Origin of the sequence: Litoribacterium kuwaitense (assembly GCF_011058155.1) — a bacterium.
Lineage (GTDB): Bacteria > Bacillota > Bacilli > Bacillales > DSM-28697 > Litoribacterium > Litoribacterium kuwaitense.
This window is the reverse complement of record NZ_JAALFC010000058.1, coordinates 1-14,261: the sequence shown is the minus strand read 5'-3', so window position 1 is coordinate 14,261 and position 14,261 is coordinate 1. Positions and strand designations below refer to the sequence as shown.

At 43.5% G+C, this 14,261-nt stretch carries 15 protein-coding genes and 1 pseudogene; 8 read left to right on the top strand and 8 right to left on the bottom strand.

Annotated elements, in window-relative coordinates; translation table 11 throughout:
- Positions 1-288: 288 nt before the first annotated feature.
- A complete protein-coding gene (locus G4V62_RS17835) occupies positions 289-1,086 on the bottom strand; it encodes a GAF domain-containing protein (protein ID WP_165204819.1) in 798 nt (265 codons plus the stop codon).
- Positions 1,087-1,237: 151 nt separating this feature from the next.
- Between G4V62_RS17835 and ilvA the strand changes: the two are divergent.
- Positions 1,238-2,466: pseudogene (gene ilvA, locus G4V62_RS17830) on the top strand (threonine ammonia-lyase).
- A gap of 100 nt (positions 2,467-2,566) precedes the next feature.
- On the opposite strand, the gene G4V62_RS17825 reads toward ilvA, so the two are convergent.
- A complete protein-coding gene (locus G4V62_RS17825) occupies positions 2,567-2,965 on the bottom strand; it encodes a VOC family protein (RefSeq protein WP_165204817.1) in 399 nt (132 codons plus the stop codon).
- A gap of 134 nt (positions 2,966-3,099) precedes the next feature.
- Here G4V62_RS17825 and G4V62_RS17820 point away from each other — a divergent pair, with 134 nt between their 5' ends.
- Positions 3,100-4,137 carry a M42 family metallopeptidase gene (locus G4V62_RS17820; RefSeq protein ID WP_165204823.1) on the top strand — a complete coding sequence of 346 codons (1,038 nt, stop codon included), beginning with the start codon at positions 3,100-3,102 and terminating at the stop codon, positions 4,135-4,137.
- A gap of 115 nt (positions 4,138-4,252) precedes the next feature.
- Here the strand turns inward: G4V62_RS17820 and G4V62_RS17815 are convergent, their stop codons facing one another.
- The 3 genes from G4V62_RS17815 to G4V62_RS20930 all read right to left on the bottom strand — a co-directional run bounded on the left by G4V62_RS17815 (position 4,253) and on the right by G4V62_RS20930 (position 4,996).
- Positions 4,253-4,429 carry a hypothetical protein gene (locus G4V62_RS17815; protein ID WP_165204815.1) on the bottom strand — a complete coding sequence of 59 codons (177 nt, stop codon included), beginning with the start codon at positions 4,427-4,429 and terminating at the stop codon, positions 4,253-4,255.
- Between the two features lie 157 nt (positions 4,430-4,586).
- On the bottom strand, positions 4,587-4,841 hold the full coding sequence (locus tag G4V62_RS20110) for a DUF6088 family protein (protein ID WP_312855538.1): 255 nt from the start codon (positions 4,839-4,841) through the stop codon (positions 4,587-4,589).
- Positions 4,817-4,996 carry a DUF6088 family protein gene (locus G4V62_RS20930; RefSeq protein WP_376768326.1) on the bottom strand — a complete coding sequence of 60 codons (180 nt, stop codon included), beginning with the start codon at positions 4,994-4,996 and terminating at the stop codon, positions 4,817-4,819. The genes G4V62_RS20110 and G4V62_RS20930 overlap by 25 nt, the downstream gene beginning before the upstream one ends.
- Before the next feature lie 666 nt (positions 4,997-5,662).
- Between G4V62_RS20930 and G4V62_RS17805 the strand changes: the two genes are divergently transcribed.
- The gene (locus G4V62_RS17805) at positions 5,663-6,364 is read left to right on the top strand and encodes a class I SAM-dependent methyltransferase (RefSeq protein ID WP_165204811.1); all 702 of its coding nucleotides are present in this window, start codon (positions 5,663-5,665) and stop codon (positions 6,362-6,364) included.
- A gap of 293 nt (positions 6,365-6,657) precedes the next feature.
- On the opposite strand, the gene G4V62_RS17800 is transcribed toward G4V62_RS17805, so the two are convergent.
- Entirely contained in the window at positions 6,658-8,262 is a 1,605-nt protein-coding gene (locus G4V62_RS17800) for an ABC-F family ATP-binding cassette domain-containing protein (RefSeq protein ID WP_165204809.1), read from the bottom strand.
- A 262-nt stretch (positions 8,263-8,524) separates the two neighbouring features.
- Positions 8,525-9,295, bottom strand: coding sequence for an STAS domain-containing protein (locus G4V62_RS17795; protein WP_165204807.1), 771 nt, complete (start codon positions 9,293-9,295; stop codon positions 8,525-8,527).
- 137 nt (positions 9,296-9,432) lie between these two features.
- Between G4V62_RS17795 and G4V62_RS17790 the strand changes: the two genes are divergently transcribed.
- On the top strand, positions 9,433-9,756 hold the full coding sequence (locus tag G4V62_RS17790) for a winged helix-turn-helix transcriptional regulator (protein WP_312855537.1): 324 nt from the start codon (positions 9,433-9,435) through the stop codon (positions 9,754-9,756).
- A 115-nt stretch (positions 9,757-9,871) separates the two neighbouring features.
- On the opposite strand, the gene G4V62_RS17785 is transcribed toward G4V62_RS17790, so the two are convergent.
- Positions 9,872-10,390 carry a GNAT family N-acetyltransferase gene (locus G4V62_RS17785; RefSeq protein WP_165204805.1) on the bottom strand — a complete coding sequence of 173 codons (519 nt, stop codon included), beginning with the start codon at positions 10,388-10,390 and terminating at the stop codon, positions 9,872-9,874.
- Between the two features lie 218 nt (positions 10,391-10,608).
- Between G4V62_RS17785 and G4V62_RS17780 the strand changes: the two genes are divergently transcribed.
- The 4 genes from G4V62_RS17780 to G4V62_RS17765 form a co-directional block, all read left to right on the top strand.
- On the top strand, positions 10,609-11,349 hold the full coding sequence (locus tag G4V62_RS17780) for an SDR family NAD(P)-dependent oxidoreductase (protein WP_165204803.1): 741 nt from the start codon (positions 10,609-10,611) through the stop codon (positions 11,347-11,349).
- Between the two features lie 162 nt (positions 11,350-11,511).
- Positions 11,512-12,348 (top strand): aldo/keto reductase, encoded by an 837-nt coding sequence (locus tag G4V62_RS17775; protein ID WP_312855536.1) that lies wholly within the window; start codon positions 11,512-11,514, stop codon positions 12,346-12,348.
- A gap of 111 nt (positions 12,349-12,459) precedes the next feature.
- Positions 12,460-13,866, top strand: a complete 1,407-nt coding sequence (locus G4V62_RS17770; RefSeq protein WP_165204799.1) for a Na+/H+ antiporter NhaC family protein — start codon at positions 12,460-12,462, stop codon at positions 13,864-13,866.
- A gap of 250 nt (positions 13,867-14,116) precedes the next feature.
- On the top strand, positions 14,117-14,261 hold a 145-nt coding region (locus G4V62_RS17765; RefSeq protein WP_212508833.1), incomplete at its 3' end, for a transposase.

The following is a 14,261-nucleotide window of genomic DNA, read 5'->3' as shown; positions in this document are numbered from 1 at the left end:
TACCATAGCGCGTTTGTTGGAATATCCGAAACGTAATAAAAAAAGACTGCTGGCTAGCTTAAGCCTTTAGCAGTCTTTTCGTGGCCATGTTCATTTTTTAAGAGTGTTGGACTGTTGTTTTGCACGTAGGTTCTCCATATGCTCTATGGCGGACAGGATGTCTTCGTATTGTTCAGAAGTAATTCGTTTTCGGATAAGGCACGCTGGGCAGCAATTCGTTGGGCGACAAGCGAAGTTGACGTTTTCATCGTGAGACACTCCTTTGCAAGCCGTAAGAGGCAGGTCGTTTTAATCGATGTAAAGAGGACTTTGTGGGTCTTCCCGATCATCAAGTGCAAGCATATATTCAATGAGGACGACGTTCATTAGCTGAGCATAGGCTTCCCCAATTCGGACCGTATCCTCTTTCATTGGATGACGGCCATCGATTGTCAGAACACCCCAATGGGTCATCGGGATAGCCACCATCGCTGTGTATTTGCTCGTCGAATGAGGGTTTGGTGCCCAGTCGCTATGCTGCTTCACTTGATTATCCAAAATAGCTTCACCTCTGCGAAAGCAAAGTCCGGCGACGGATTTATCGATGTCTAATGTCCGTGTTTGGATATAGGCGCTAGGAAATCCGTGACTTCCGATAAAGAGAACGAGCTGTCGCTCATCGGTGTTAGACAGCCAAAGCCCGCAGCGATTGGCATCGCCCGCTGTAAATTTAATATCTGCAGCTAATGACTCCACGAGCTGTTGCAACAACGACTGCGATGTGCTTTCAACATCCTCTAATGAATCATATTCACTTAAGCGCAATTGTTGTAGGCTTTTTAAATGGGTTGTTAAATGATCGAGACAGATCCGCATCTGTTCCGCATTCGCGTCCTCTTCGGCAGCTCGTTTCTGCAAAGTGAGTAACTCATCTTGTAAGGCAATTAACCGATTTTCCCGTCCTAATGCACCAGCAAATCGTCTTGCACCGACGCCGGCCCACCAAACGAGTAAGGCAACGAGGGCAATCATAAAAACAGATGTAATTTGAAAGAGCCAATCAGGGGAACGCTTTAACACTTCAATCAAAAAATTTTCCATCGACATGCGAGCAGCCACCCCCCTACCTAGTCTATAAGCAGGCCGTTATAAATATGGCAAAAAACAAGCATTTTTCTCGCCGCTTTATGATTGGGTGGAATGATTTAGGCTATGCTATGATAAGAAGCGGAGACAAGGATATAAGGAGGTTTGAAGTGTGATCGAATTAGCAGCCATGCAAGAAGCGCAGAGAGCCCTTACAGGTGTTATTCATAAGACACCGCTCGATTATTCACGAACGTTCAGTGAGTTATGCGGGAGTAATGTTTATTTAAAATTAGAAAATCTGCAAAAAACAGGTTCCTTTAAAATTAGAGGTTCCTATACAAAAATGAGTCGGCTGACAGAGGCAGAAAAAAAGCCGGGGTGATTGCAGCATCGGCAGGAAATCATGCACAAGGGGTAGCCTACGCTGGGCAACAATTAGGCATTCATTGTACGATTGTCATGCCGTTTGGAGCGCCGCTGAGCAAAATTGAAGCGACGAAGCGGTATGGTGCAGAGATCGTCTTACAAGGGAGCGGTTTTGATGAAGCGCTTTCGCACGCAAAGATACTCCAGAAAGAAACCGGAGCCACGTTTATTCATGCGTTTGATGACGAGGCGATCGTCACTGGTCAAGGAACGCTCGGACTTGAGGTGATCGAACAGCTCCCAGAAGCGGATGCTGTCATTATTCCGATTGGCGGCGGTGGATTGATTACTGGCGCCGGTTTGGCTTTAAAAGCATTGAAGCCGTCGATTCAAGTGATTGGTGTAGAAACGAGTGCCTGCCCAAGTATGACGGAGTCGTTACGCAGAAAGTCTCCTTATCAGGTGCCGCCCGTTTCATCGATGGCAGATGGTATTGCTGTGAAACAGCCGGGTGACCTCACTTTCCGCCTCATCCAGGATGTCGTTGATGACATCGTCTGCGTCGATGAACAATCGTTAGCGCAAAATATGCTGTTGCTTTTAGAAAGAAATAAGCAGCTTGTAGAAGCCTCAGGCGCAAGCTCTGTTGCCGCATTAACGACTGGGAAGCTGCCGTCACTTAAAGGGAAAAACGTCGTTGCCGTATTAAGCGGAGGCAATGTCGATGTGAACTTCGTCTCTCGCGTCATCGAATACGGTATGGCGGAAATCGGACGGTATTTTGCGTTTTCAACAACTGTTCCCGATAAGCCTGGACAGCTACAGCGGCTGTTACAGCTTGTCGCCGAGATGGAGGCAAATGTGTTAAACGTCCACCATCAGCGTGCGGGGACAAATGTGTTTCCTGATCAGACGAGCATTCACATCTCGTTGGAAACACGCGATCGGGCGCATATTAAGCTCATTGAAGAGAAGCTGGAGCAGGAAGGCTATATTTTACGGGAACAGAGCGAAACGATTTTTGATGATTAGTTTTATGGCTTAGGCGAGAAAATTAGAAATGAAAAGGAACCAATAAATGGATGAGCCCGGCTCACTTCAAACAGATCGTCATAACGTTAAATAGAGGCGTTCAAAAACGTTTGTCAGCAGACCATTTTCGTTTATCATGGCAGATCATCATCATATTGTGATCGGGATCACGAAAGGTGAAAAAAGAAATGTCTTCATGTTCTTCGATCGGCCAAGCAATCTCGGCACCGATCGACTGCACTTTTTCATACGCAGCCTGTAAGTTTTCTGCTTCAAAGAAGAACAGCGGCTTGTCCGATTGTCCTTTGCGCTCGGGATGGTTGGCATCAAGGATGATCGGACTGCCACTTGCTATCGGCAGATCGTAAATGGTTCCAGCATGACCAGTAGGCGCTTCATCAAGGCCAAGCAGTGCGTTATAAAAAGCGATCGCCCGTTTCATATCAGTAACATGAATGAATATTGCCCCAACTTGATTTTTTACAGGAGACGTCAACATCAATCACTTCCTTAGCAATATTTTTTCTGAATATATCACAACGGCCAGGCAGAGTGGTAAAATATTCTATGAAAAGGGATTGGATCGTCAATAGAAGACAAAAGTGAAAAGATAGGTGAACAAAAATGGCACAAATGAAAGAAACAATGGCGTTGATTGAGAAGCTCGTCCAAATACCAAGCCCTTCAGGCAACACGTCTGAAGTCATTCAATTTGTGGAAAACATGCTCCGTGAGTGGGGTGTTGAAACGAAGCGAAACCGAAAAGGCGGCTTGCTTGCGACTTTGCCTGGGGAAGAAGCAGACAACCAGCGCATGTTAACGGCTCATGTCGATACGCTCGGAGCGATCGTGAAGGACATCAAGCCGAGCGGTCGGCTCGTGCTTGATAAAATCGGCGGGTACACGTTCAATTCCATTGAAGGCGAATATTGCACCATTGAGACAGCTAAAGGGAAAACATACACAGGCACCATCCTTATGCACCAGACGTCAGTGCACGTCTATAAAGACGCAGGTGAGGCGAAGCGTAATCAGGACAATATCGAAGTGCGCATCGACGAAAAGGTGAACAGTGCCGACGATGTCCGCGCGCTTGGCATCAATGTCGGCGACTTCGTCAGCTTCGACCCGCGCGTGCAGGTGCTTCCGAGCGGCTTTATCAAGTCACGACATCTGGACGACAAAGCGAGCGTCGCCTTACTTCTTCAATTGATCAAGCGGATTGTCGATGAAAAAAAACCATTGCCGTACACGACGACATTCTTAATTTCGAACAATGAAGAAATCGGTTATGGCGGAAACTCGAACATCCCTCCGGAAACGGTCGAATACCTTGCTGTCGATATGGGTGCCATCGGTGATGGGCAATCGACGGATGAGTATACGGTGTCGATCTGCGTGAAAGATTCGAGCGGACCTTATCATTACGGGCTGCGCAAGCATTTAGTCGCTTTGGCCGAAGAAAATAATGTGAAGTATCAGCTCGACATTTATCCGTACTATGGATCAGACGCCTCAGCAGCAATTCGAGCAGGACACGATATCGTGCACGGCTTAATCGGACCTGGCATTGACGCCTCTCACGCGTACGAGCGTACGCATGAGGAATCATTAAAGCATACGGCAGAACTGCTCTATCATTACGTTTTTTCAAAGCTTCAAGAGGTCTAAGGGTTTTGGTGTTTTAAAGAAAAAGACATCATGAGGTCATCATTTGCAAACAAATAAGGATAGGAAGAGCAGAATGGATCACTGCTTACCTATCCTTTTATTTTTTGGCTCTTGTTCAATCTTCCTTCACTTCAGAGTCAAAACAGTACTTCAGTGAAAGAAAGTCAGTGTCAACATGAGGTGTCCCGCCGATATCATGACAATGGCTTTTCGCTAAGGCGACTTCTTTATGTTGAACATATGATTGCGTACCGATGACAAAGGCAAAGCCTAAAACCGCTAAGAGGCTCAATGTAAGTAATCATGCCTATCTTGCATATTTTTCAATTCGTCGTATATCTCGTAGCGCATGGATTTCCCTTGTTCTAATAAATGCTTCATTTCATCTTCAGTCAATGTGTTGAAAATTTTTCACGAATTTGGTCATTCATTTTCTCTTGTGAAATTGTTTAAATGGCTTCAATGACAATTGCTTCTTTTTTGGATAGCTTCGATATTTCCTTATTTGCTTTATGTTTAAAGTAAATATCTATTCCATTGTCCAATGTATATTTTTTCGAGGGTCCATCGCTAATAAATGTGTATTTAGCGGGTACTTGTGTCGATAAACCGAGTTCGTTTAATGCAGTGTCTTCAGCGGGTGCGATCATCCAGCCAAGCTTTTCGCCAAGCTTTTCCGCTACTTTATTTGGAGAAGCCCCAATATTTTTTTTAGAAACGTATTGTAATTAGGTGTTTGATACAAACCTCGTAATACACGTGTTAATTTACCTTCATTGTTTAACCTAGACAATGCTCTATTGACAGCTTCATAATTGCCAATGACTAAAAAGCAAGGAGAAAGAAATTCTACGTTCAATCTGGATAACAATGGAGACAATAGATTTGGCCGTAAAAGTGGTCTTTATCTGAAAATGAAATAAGAAAAGTGAATAAATCATCATTTTGAGCACAGATTGTTCATTGACTGAATAAGAATTTTTTGAACCTACGGTATATGGTTGGAGATCACAAAGTCGTTGTTAAAACTTCAAAGGAGTCCTAAGGAATTTCATATATCCTGTTAATTAGTTATACGACAAGTGCTTTTTCGCGTGTTGTTTTTTGAATTATTTGATGAATTGATCGATCTTGATTGGGCTGTAGTGTTACTGCAGTTGTGCAAGCTTATTCAGGACACCTTAAATTAAGACAAATAATACACTCACAAACTCTTATAAGTTCAATTAGAGCATTAAATGGTTGGTTTACCTATAGTTATATCTAGATTTTACTATACAGAAGTGGAGTGAATAGTTAAACATGTGTTGACCGACATGAAAAAAGGGTAGAATAGACAAAACATTCAAATTGTCCCGACGAAATAATTAGAGGCATTACGGAATGTTTTTAGAGAGTTGTCGGTAGGTGAGAGCGAGTCAATAAAATCCGCTTTTCACGCACTAGTGGCGCTACGCGGATAATACCAGTCACTTTATATGGCGGGAATTTCAATGATTTAAATTTTTATTAAGGGGGAGAAAAAATGGAAACCACAAATTGGCAACGACAAGATGTTACACAGCATTATCTTGAACAGGTTCGGGTTGGAATTCCCTTTGGAGCTGAACAAGCCAAAATCATGCTACAAGTAATTAACCATTTTATTCGTGATCCGAAAAAAATTATGGATTTGGGATGTGGAAACGGTTTTTTAGCAGAGATTTTGCTTAAATCATATCCAGAGGCCTCTGCTGTGTTACTAGACCATTCTGAGCCAATGATTGAACATGCACGCGTCCATATGAAAGATTATATGAAACGATGTGAAATTATTCTTGATGATTTTAATCATACCATTGGAAAATATGCTGAACCAGGGACAGTGGACTGCATTGTTTCTGGATTTGCTATTCATCATCTTCCTCATACAAAGAAAAAGGAATTGTATCAAGAAATATACAAAATCTTAGCACCGGGTGGAATTTTCGTAAATGTTGAACACACAGCCTCTCCCTCACCAGACCTGGAAAACTTGTATGATGAGCTTTTTATTGACCATCTTTCAACTCATAATAAAAAAGACAGACAAGAAGTAGCTATGGAATATTATAACCGACCTGATAAAAAAGATAATATACTAGAGAGAGTAGATATTCAGGTTAATTGGCTCAGAGAAATTGGATTTAAGCATTCGGATTGTTATTTTAAGTGGATGGAACTTGCCGTTTTTGGTGGGGTGAAATAAACAAAAAAGGAGCCCATGGTGCTCCTTTTTTTGTTGCCTAAAATCAATGAGCATAAGACTGCAAAATTCACTACAATCTATTGAACTGACCGGCAGGTTTCGTCCAAATTATATACCGTAAATCAAATTCCCATAATAGCCTTGATAAAAGTTATAACAACAATAGTGGGATTGAAATACCTATTGTGGAAACGGAAATATGGAAAAATCAGTATCTTCGTTCCTTTATCTCCTTGCCAAAGTAAAACCTGTCCTGAAAAACATCAAGGCAGGTTTTCATGTAATTGCTGTATTTAGTTTGCTTGGCGGACATTTTCCTGCAAATATTCATCATACGTGATTTGTTTATCGAATAGTGTACCGTCGTTGTTGAAATTCATAATCCGATTGGCAACGGTTTGGATCAGTTGGTGGTCATGTGTTGCAATAATAAGCGAGCCTTTAAAATTGGTGAGACCGTTGTTTAAAGCAGTGATCGACTCAAGATCAAGGTGGTTTGTCGGCTCATCAAGTAAAAGTACATTCGCTTTTGAGAGCATCATGCGTGACAGCATACAACGTACTTTTTCGCCACCGGAAAGCACATTGACCTTTTTCAATGCCTCGTCTTTGCGGAAGAGCATCCGTCCTAAAAAGCCGCGAATAAAGCTTTCGTCCTGCTCATCCGGTGAATACTGCCGGAGCCAGTCAACTAAATTAAGGTCGTCTCGTTCAAAATAGGCACTGTTGTCCTTTGGAAAGTACGACTGCGATGTCGTGATGCCCCAGCGATACGTTCCGCTGTCCGGCTCCATTTCACCTGCTAAAATTTGAAACAATGCTGTCTTGGCAAGCTCATTGCTACCGATAAGGGCAATCTTGTCGTCTTTGTGCATGGTGAATGACACATTATCAAGCACTTTTTTGCCGTCAATTGTTTTCGTCAACCCTTCGACACGTAACAGATCGTTTCCGATTTCCCGCTCTTGTTCAAAATGAACGTACGGATAGCGGCGTGAAGACGGCTGAATGTCATCGAGGGTAATTTTATCAAGTAGCTTTTTCCGCGAAGTTGCTTGCTTTGACTTCGAAGCGTTGGCGCTAAAGCGTTCGATAAAGGTTTGCAGCTCTTTAATCTTCTCTTCTTTTTTCTTATTGGCTTCTTGCGCCATTTTTTGTGCAAGCTGACTCGATTCATACCAGAAATCATAGTTTCCAACGTAGACTTTAATTTTTCCAAAGTCAAGGTCAGCGATATGCGTACATACGTGATTTAAGAAGTGACGGTCGTGGGACACGACGATGACGGTATTTTCAAATTGGATGAGGAATTCCTCAAGCCATTGAATCGCGGCGATGTCTAAGTGGTTCGTCGGCTCGTCAAGCAGGAGCACATCAGGGTCACCAAACAGCGCTTGAGCAAGCAGGACTTTCACTTTTTCAGCCCCGGTTAATTCAGACATCGTTTTGTCATGAAGTGACGTTTCGATGCCGAGTCCTTCAAGTAAGCGGGCAGCTTCAGATTCCGCTTCCCAGCCATTTAATTCAGCGAATTCACTTTCGAGCTCGGCAATTTTCATGCCATCCTCGTCAGAGAATTCACCTTTCATATAAATCTCATTTTTCTCCTGCATAATGTCATAGAGACGCTGATGTCCCATGATGACAACACTGAGCACTTGATGCTCTTCGTAAGCAAAGTGATCCTGCTTTAAAACCGCAAGACGCTCATCAGGACCAAGGGATACGTTTCCTGACTGTGAGTCTAGTTCGCCGGACAAAATTTTTAAAAATGTAGACTTCCCGGCTCCGTTCGCTCCGATTAATCCATAACAATTTCCTGGCGTAAACTTTATATTGACGTCTTCGAATAATTTCTTATCTCCGAAGCGCAGGCTGACATTTTCAACGGTAAGCATGAAGCGCACACCTCCATAAATAGTAAACAGTCGATTTTTCACTGACACGCCACACTTCATGGGGCGTGAGGCTATCTTGTCGATTATAACAGAAGTCACCACTGTTTGCGAAGGGCGTCCGCCGTCTTTACTAAATGTTTATGAACGAGAGGAACGCGTTGCACGAAACATCGTGAATGATATGACCTGGTAAGAGGTCGATGTCAAGCAGTATGCTTCATGTGGTTTGATCTATGGCATGTGTGGGTAGATAATAAATAGCTTACGCCTTTGGTTGTTGAAGCTTTGCGAGCACACTGGCGACATCGGGATAAACAGGGAAATGGTCGAAATCGACCCTTTGTTTCGTAAGCCCCTTTATGGTTTGCCGAGAGATGCCACTGATAGAAACGTGTACGCCCATCATCTGGACAGCATTTAAAAGCGAACACAGACGTTTAGCTTCAGCAGTTGTAAGCTGAAAAAAGGTCGATAAGTCCACAATCAGATATTTTAATTGCAACGTTTTGCATTGGTCTAGCATTGATTTGCGTGTGTCGGTGGACGTATCAGCGCTTCCTAAGAGAGCGATGCCGATATTGGCTGCGACCGTAAAGACTAAGGCAGATGGTGGTGTTTTCCCAGCAATTTTTTGCGGGAAAAGGTCGATTGAATGAATGATTATTTGATCTAATAACATATTGGCTTGAAGCATGAAATGATCAGTACGTTGCCCCACATCATGCCGTTGGAATAACCAACATGAGAGCTGTTGTCTTAAGATACTCAAGCACTGTGGAAGTTCTCGTCCTTGAGTGGCTGTCAGCTCATAGGGCGCTAAAACAAAAGGGTGCCAATTCATATCAGAATATTCGTTCATTTCCTTGGATATATATTGAATGATATCCCGGATAAGGAGAGGGAAAGGATCAGGCATCGTCGACGAACAATGCTGTTTCCAAGTGTCTTGAATGGCAGTGATGAAATGCGGCGTTTGCTTAGATAATGCAGAGCTTAGTTGTTTTGTCATATTGGCATCATTTTGTTCAGTCATCATCCAGATCCTTTCTATTAAAAAGAGCTACCATCAATGTACAAAACTTTGCCAGTACTGATAAGAAGTATATTTTTATGGACTGTCGACTTACAAGGAAAAAAAACAAGCATGAAAAACGAGAGAGGTTCTTTCCTGTGAATAAAGAAGTCTTTGAAAATGTCAAAATGTCTTTAGATGTCGTTTGTGGAAAATGGAAGGGGCTGATCTTAATCCAGCTGCTTGAGGGGCCAAAACGATTTAGCCAGCTGAAAGCAGAAATTCCAGGTATCAAGCATCAGTCATTAATTAAGCAGTTAAAGGCATTAGAGCGAGATGGTATTATCCAAAGGACAGAGTATCCCGAGCGTCCTCCGCGTGTGGATTATCGATTGACACCGTACGGGGAAGGTGTCCGCGCTTTGTTACACACGCTTGAACATTGGGGGGCTGAGCATCGCGACCATAAAAAAGCAAATTGAAATGACGAAGGCTGCCAGTCCCGGCGGTCTTCGTCATTCTTGACAACTGTAAAAAAGTCTTAAGCATTATACATGAGTGTAGGAAAAAACTATACTCAAACACCTTCATGAAAAGCTATTTTTTCCACTCCGGGCGAAGGAGGCTCATTTCGTAAATACTCCAGAAAGTGTCATTCACTTTTCGGACATCACGAAGGTGACCATCTACCTGGAAGCCGTAACGTTCATAGCATCGTTTCGCAGGAAGGTTGAAGTCAAATACACCTAACCCGAGTCGATGCAAGTTTAATTCTTCGAAACCGTAAGTGACTGCCCAATGAATTAATTTCTCACCAATCTTTTTCCCGCGTTGTTTTTCAGAAACGAGTACGTGACTAATTCGCGCAGTCTCATTTTCACGCTCAATGTGTGAGAGCATGACGTGTCCAGCAATGTCATTGGATGATTCATCAATGACGACCCAATGAAGTTCAGTAGGCTTTTCCTCGTCTCCTTTTGCGAGTGCTCGTTTCACTTGCTCCTCTGTCAACGGAAAAGTATAGGAAGAGCCCGCCCATTGCGACAGTTCTTCTGCTGTATTGGCATGTGACTGCAAAAATGAAATATCTGCAGGAGTCATTTTTCTAAAATGCATTATGGTCACCTTTCTCTATAAAAAATCCTTGGTCGCACGACATATTTTATCATAAATTTTGTAAAGGCACGTTCCGTTTTTTGTAAAGACTTAAAGAAGGGTGAGGTGTTGCAGTATGGTGATGGATCGTGAGGGTTACAAATTCGTCTAATGAAAACTTTGTTATAATAGAGGTGTCGGGGAAGTGTCGTTAGAAGATATTAGGAAGGGGGGAAGGTTTGTTGGTTGAGGAGCGTCGTATCGTCGTTACTGGAGCAGCTCGTGGAATCGGAAAAGCGATCGCAGAAGCGTATGCCAAAGACAAATGTATCGTATTTGCTTTAGATATTGATGAGCTCGCCTTGATAAACCTTCTGCAAGAAGCTAACAAGCAAAAGTGGAGCCTGTTCACTCACGTTGTTGACATTCGTGACTCAGACGACATTGCGGAATTTTTTTCGAACATTCAGGAAAACCGAGGCCATGTGGACGTGCTGATTAATAATGCTGGGATTGGAAAATGGACTTCTCCTGATAAGCTGACAGTCAAAGAGTGGGATGACGTTCTTCATACCAACCTGAGAGGTGCCTTTTTATGTGCGCGTGCCGCTGCTCGTCTGATGCCTGAAGGTGGGAGAATCATCCAGATGGCATCAACACGTGCAACCATGAGTGAGCCACATTCAGAGAGTTATGCGGCTTCTAAAGCAGGACTCCTTGGCTTGACACACGCGTTGGCGGCCTCTTATGCAGATCGACGCATCACAGTAAATGCCATTAGTCCGGGGTGGATCGAAACGACAGCATATGATCAATTGCGCGACATCGATCATCAGCAGCATTGGTCGAGACGCGTCGGTACAACAAGTGACATTGTACGAGCCTGCTTTTTTCTGACAGACCCTGCCAATGACTTCATTACTGGAGAACAAATCACGATTGACGGTGGTATGACGCGAAAAATGATTTATGCTGATTAGCACTACAAAATGCTTATTAGATATCCTCTCTGTCATAGTGACAATAGTGGGTTAATGTAGGTGTTTACGAAGAATGATTAAACAAGTAAGCCTAAATCGTTGCTTTTTTGCATGAATACGCGTAATTTTAAGAAAAATATCCAAAAAAAGGAGAGATGTCGTGTGGTCAATCACTTGTCTGACGCAACTACTCTAGCCAATGGTGTACGGATGCCGTGGCTCGGCTTTGGTGTGTATAAAGTTTCCGAAGGTGATGAAGTGGTTCAAGCGGTTAAAACAGCGATTGACGTTGGCTACCGCTCAATTGACACTGCTTCATTTTATGAGAACGAAGAAGGGGTCGGACGGGCTTTAAAAGAAAGCGATGTTGCCCGGGAGGAGCTTTTTTTAACTTCAAAAGTGTGGAACGACGAGCAAGGCTATAACGAAACGCTTGCCGCTTTTGATCGCAGCTTAAACCGACTGCAAACGGATTACCTTGATTTGTACCTCATTCACTGGCCGATGAAACAGACGTATGAAGATACTTGGCACGCATTAGGCAAGTTGTATGATAGTGGGCGCGTAAAGGCAATAGGTGTCAGCAATTTTGAAATTCACCACTTAAAGGAATTATTAAAAGGTCATACTCATAAGCCAGTTGTCAATCAAGTGGAGTTACATCCGCGGTTTGCTCAAAAAGAACTGCGCGCGTTTTGTCAAGAGCATAACGTGCAAGTGGAGGCTTGGGGACCTCTCGGACAAGGGCGTTTGCTTGATCACCCTGTGCTTGAAGAGGTAGGTAAAAAGCATGGAAAGTCACCCGCGCAAGTGATGCTTCGCTGGGCCATTCAGAATGACGTAGTTGTCATACCAAAGTCGACAACGCCAGCACGTATTCAAGCGAATGCGGACATCTTTGATTTCTCTCTTGATGGTGAAGACGTGGCTAAAATTGATACCATTAATGAAGAGAAACGATATAGCGGTAACCCTGATGAAATAGGTGGCTGGATTTAAATACGTCGTCTGCAAGAGTCTGCGTTCAAACAGGCTCTTTTTTTGTTCCCTTTGGTGAATATCTCCATGACAGAATCCACACACTACCTAAAAACAAAGGGGGCGTGAGACGTGGATTCTGCTTGGGTCAGTGTACTTCCGTTTATTATCGTCATCATCATTGCTGTAATTACAAAGCAAGTATTGCCTGGGCTGGCTGGGGGATTGCTTGTCGCAGGGTATCTATTGAGTCCAGGGTGGCTCACCGGATTTGAAACGGCAATTCAATATGTCACTGAAGGATTGCAGGATGAAAACAATTTAAAAATCATTATGTTTCTCTACTTATTCACCGGGCTCATCGGAATGATCAAAATCGCTGGCGGGATTAAAGGCTTCGTCCGGGAAGCATCTGATCGGATTGAATCACGAAAAGGGGCTTTGGTACTCACGTGGCTGTCTGCGACCGGTACATTTAGTGCACCGAGCTTTCGGATTGTGACAGTCGCACCGATTATGAGAGCGCTGTTACGTAAGGTAAATATGACGCCTCAGGAGCTCGCTTTTGCGATCGAAACGACGGCAAGCCCTTTAATCGTGCTCGTGCCTATAGCCACAGCTTTTGTAGGCTATATGACATCGGTCATCGACATTTCGTTGCACAATCACGGTTTGACAGAAGACCCTTACCAGCTTTTTTTACAAAGTATCCCTTTTAACTTTTTCTCCTTTGCAATGCTTGCCATTGGATTTTATTTGAGCTTCTTCCGCCATGGAAAGAAACCAGCCACTGATGCTGGAGGGGATTTGCCGGACGACACGTGGGAAGACTGTCACCCTTGTGTTGCTAAAAACTTGCCGGAAAAGCCGTTCAACTTGCTCCTTCCACTTGTCCTCGTTCTTGTGTTAACGATTGTACTGACGTATGCGAACGGTGCTAGCCAAGGGTTTCAAGGTTTGGAAGCTTTTATTGAAGCCGATGTATTAAATGCAATGCTACTGGCGCTTTTGCTTAGTGTCGTTGCGTCGTTTATCTTCTTTCGTTTACAGGGGATTCGGTTAATTACTTTACTCGAAGAACTTGTTGCCGGAGGAAATCAAATTATGAATGTCATCTTGCTGTTAAGCGTTGTCTGGGCGCTCGCTTCGGCAACAGAAACGCTTGGCTTTTCTCAATTTGTTAGTGACAATGTGTCATGGGTTCCCGTCTCATTCGTGCCGCCAGTACTCTTTTTGCTCGGTTCATTTATTTCGTACTTTATCGGCTCGGCGTGGGGCACTTGGGGTATATTAATGCCATTAGGCGTGTCGCTTGCCCAAGTATCGGGTGTCAGTCTTCCGGTTGTCGTCGGCGCGGTTTTTGCGAGCGGCACTTTTGGCGCCTTTGCGTCGCCATTAAGTGATGATACGAATACAACTTCGGGCATTCTCGACTTAAATACGATGAAATATGCCCGGTTTAAGCTTGTGCCAGCGATTAGCGCTGCCGCTGTGGCAGCAGTCTTATATACGGTCGTTCCATATTTTCTCATGTCGTAAGGCTGTTCAATTTTAATAGCCTATGAAGAGTGCAGACGAAGTTAGTTTATCTAGACTACGTCGGCACTCTTTTTCATGGATAAGCGCTATTTTTATCGTTTTCTGACAGAAGACTCCCACTTCAAGGAATGTGTAGAACTTTCCAATGAGTAAGTGGGAGATGAATGTCGGTTAGGCGTCAGCCCAAAAGTTGTTTCTTTTTTGTGCTATGGTATCATCAGTCTTATACAAAAGAAAGGGTGATATTTGGATGGAATTAGATAGTAATAATCATTCAGTATTTCTGATGTACTACAACCTTGTATTCGTTGTTAAATACCGTAGAAAAGTCTTTGACGACGACATGTCTGACTATGCAAAAGGCATGTTTGTAAAGTTAGGCAAGAAATACAATA

Excerpts from the sequence above, each read along its gene's own strand:
- G4V62_RS17835 (WP_165204819.1), bottom strand. The coding sequence starts at position 1,086 with ATGTCGATGGAAAATTTTTTGATTGAAGTGTTAAAGCGTTCCCCTGAT.
- G4V62_RS17795 (WP_165204807.1), bottom strand. The coding sequence starts at position 9,295 with ATGACTGAACAAAATGATGCCAATATGACAAAACAACTAAGCTCTGCA.
- G4V62_RS17785 (WP_165204805.1), bottom strand. The coding sequence starts at position 10,390 with ATGCATTTTAGAAAAATGACTCCTGCAGATATTTCATTTTTGCAGTCA.
- G4V62_RS17805 (WP_165204811.1), top strand. The coding sequence starts at position 5,663 with ATGGAAACCACAAATTGGCAACGACAAGATGTTACACAGCATTATCTT.
- G4V62_RS17800 (WP_165204809.1), bottom strand. The coding sequence starts at position 8,262 with ATGCTTACCGTTGAAAATGTCAGCCTGCGCTTCGGAGATAAGAAATTA.
- G4V62_RS17825 (WP_165204817.1), bottom strand. The coding sequence starts at position 2,965 with ATGTTGACGTCTCCTGTAAAAAATCAAGTTGGGGCAATATTCATTCAT.
- G4V62_RS17820 (WP_165204823.1), top strand. The coding sequence starts at position 3,100 with ATGAAAGAAACAATGGCGTTGATTGAGAAGCTCGTCCAAATACCAAGC.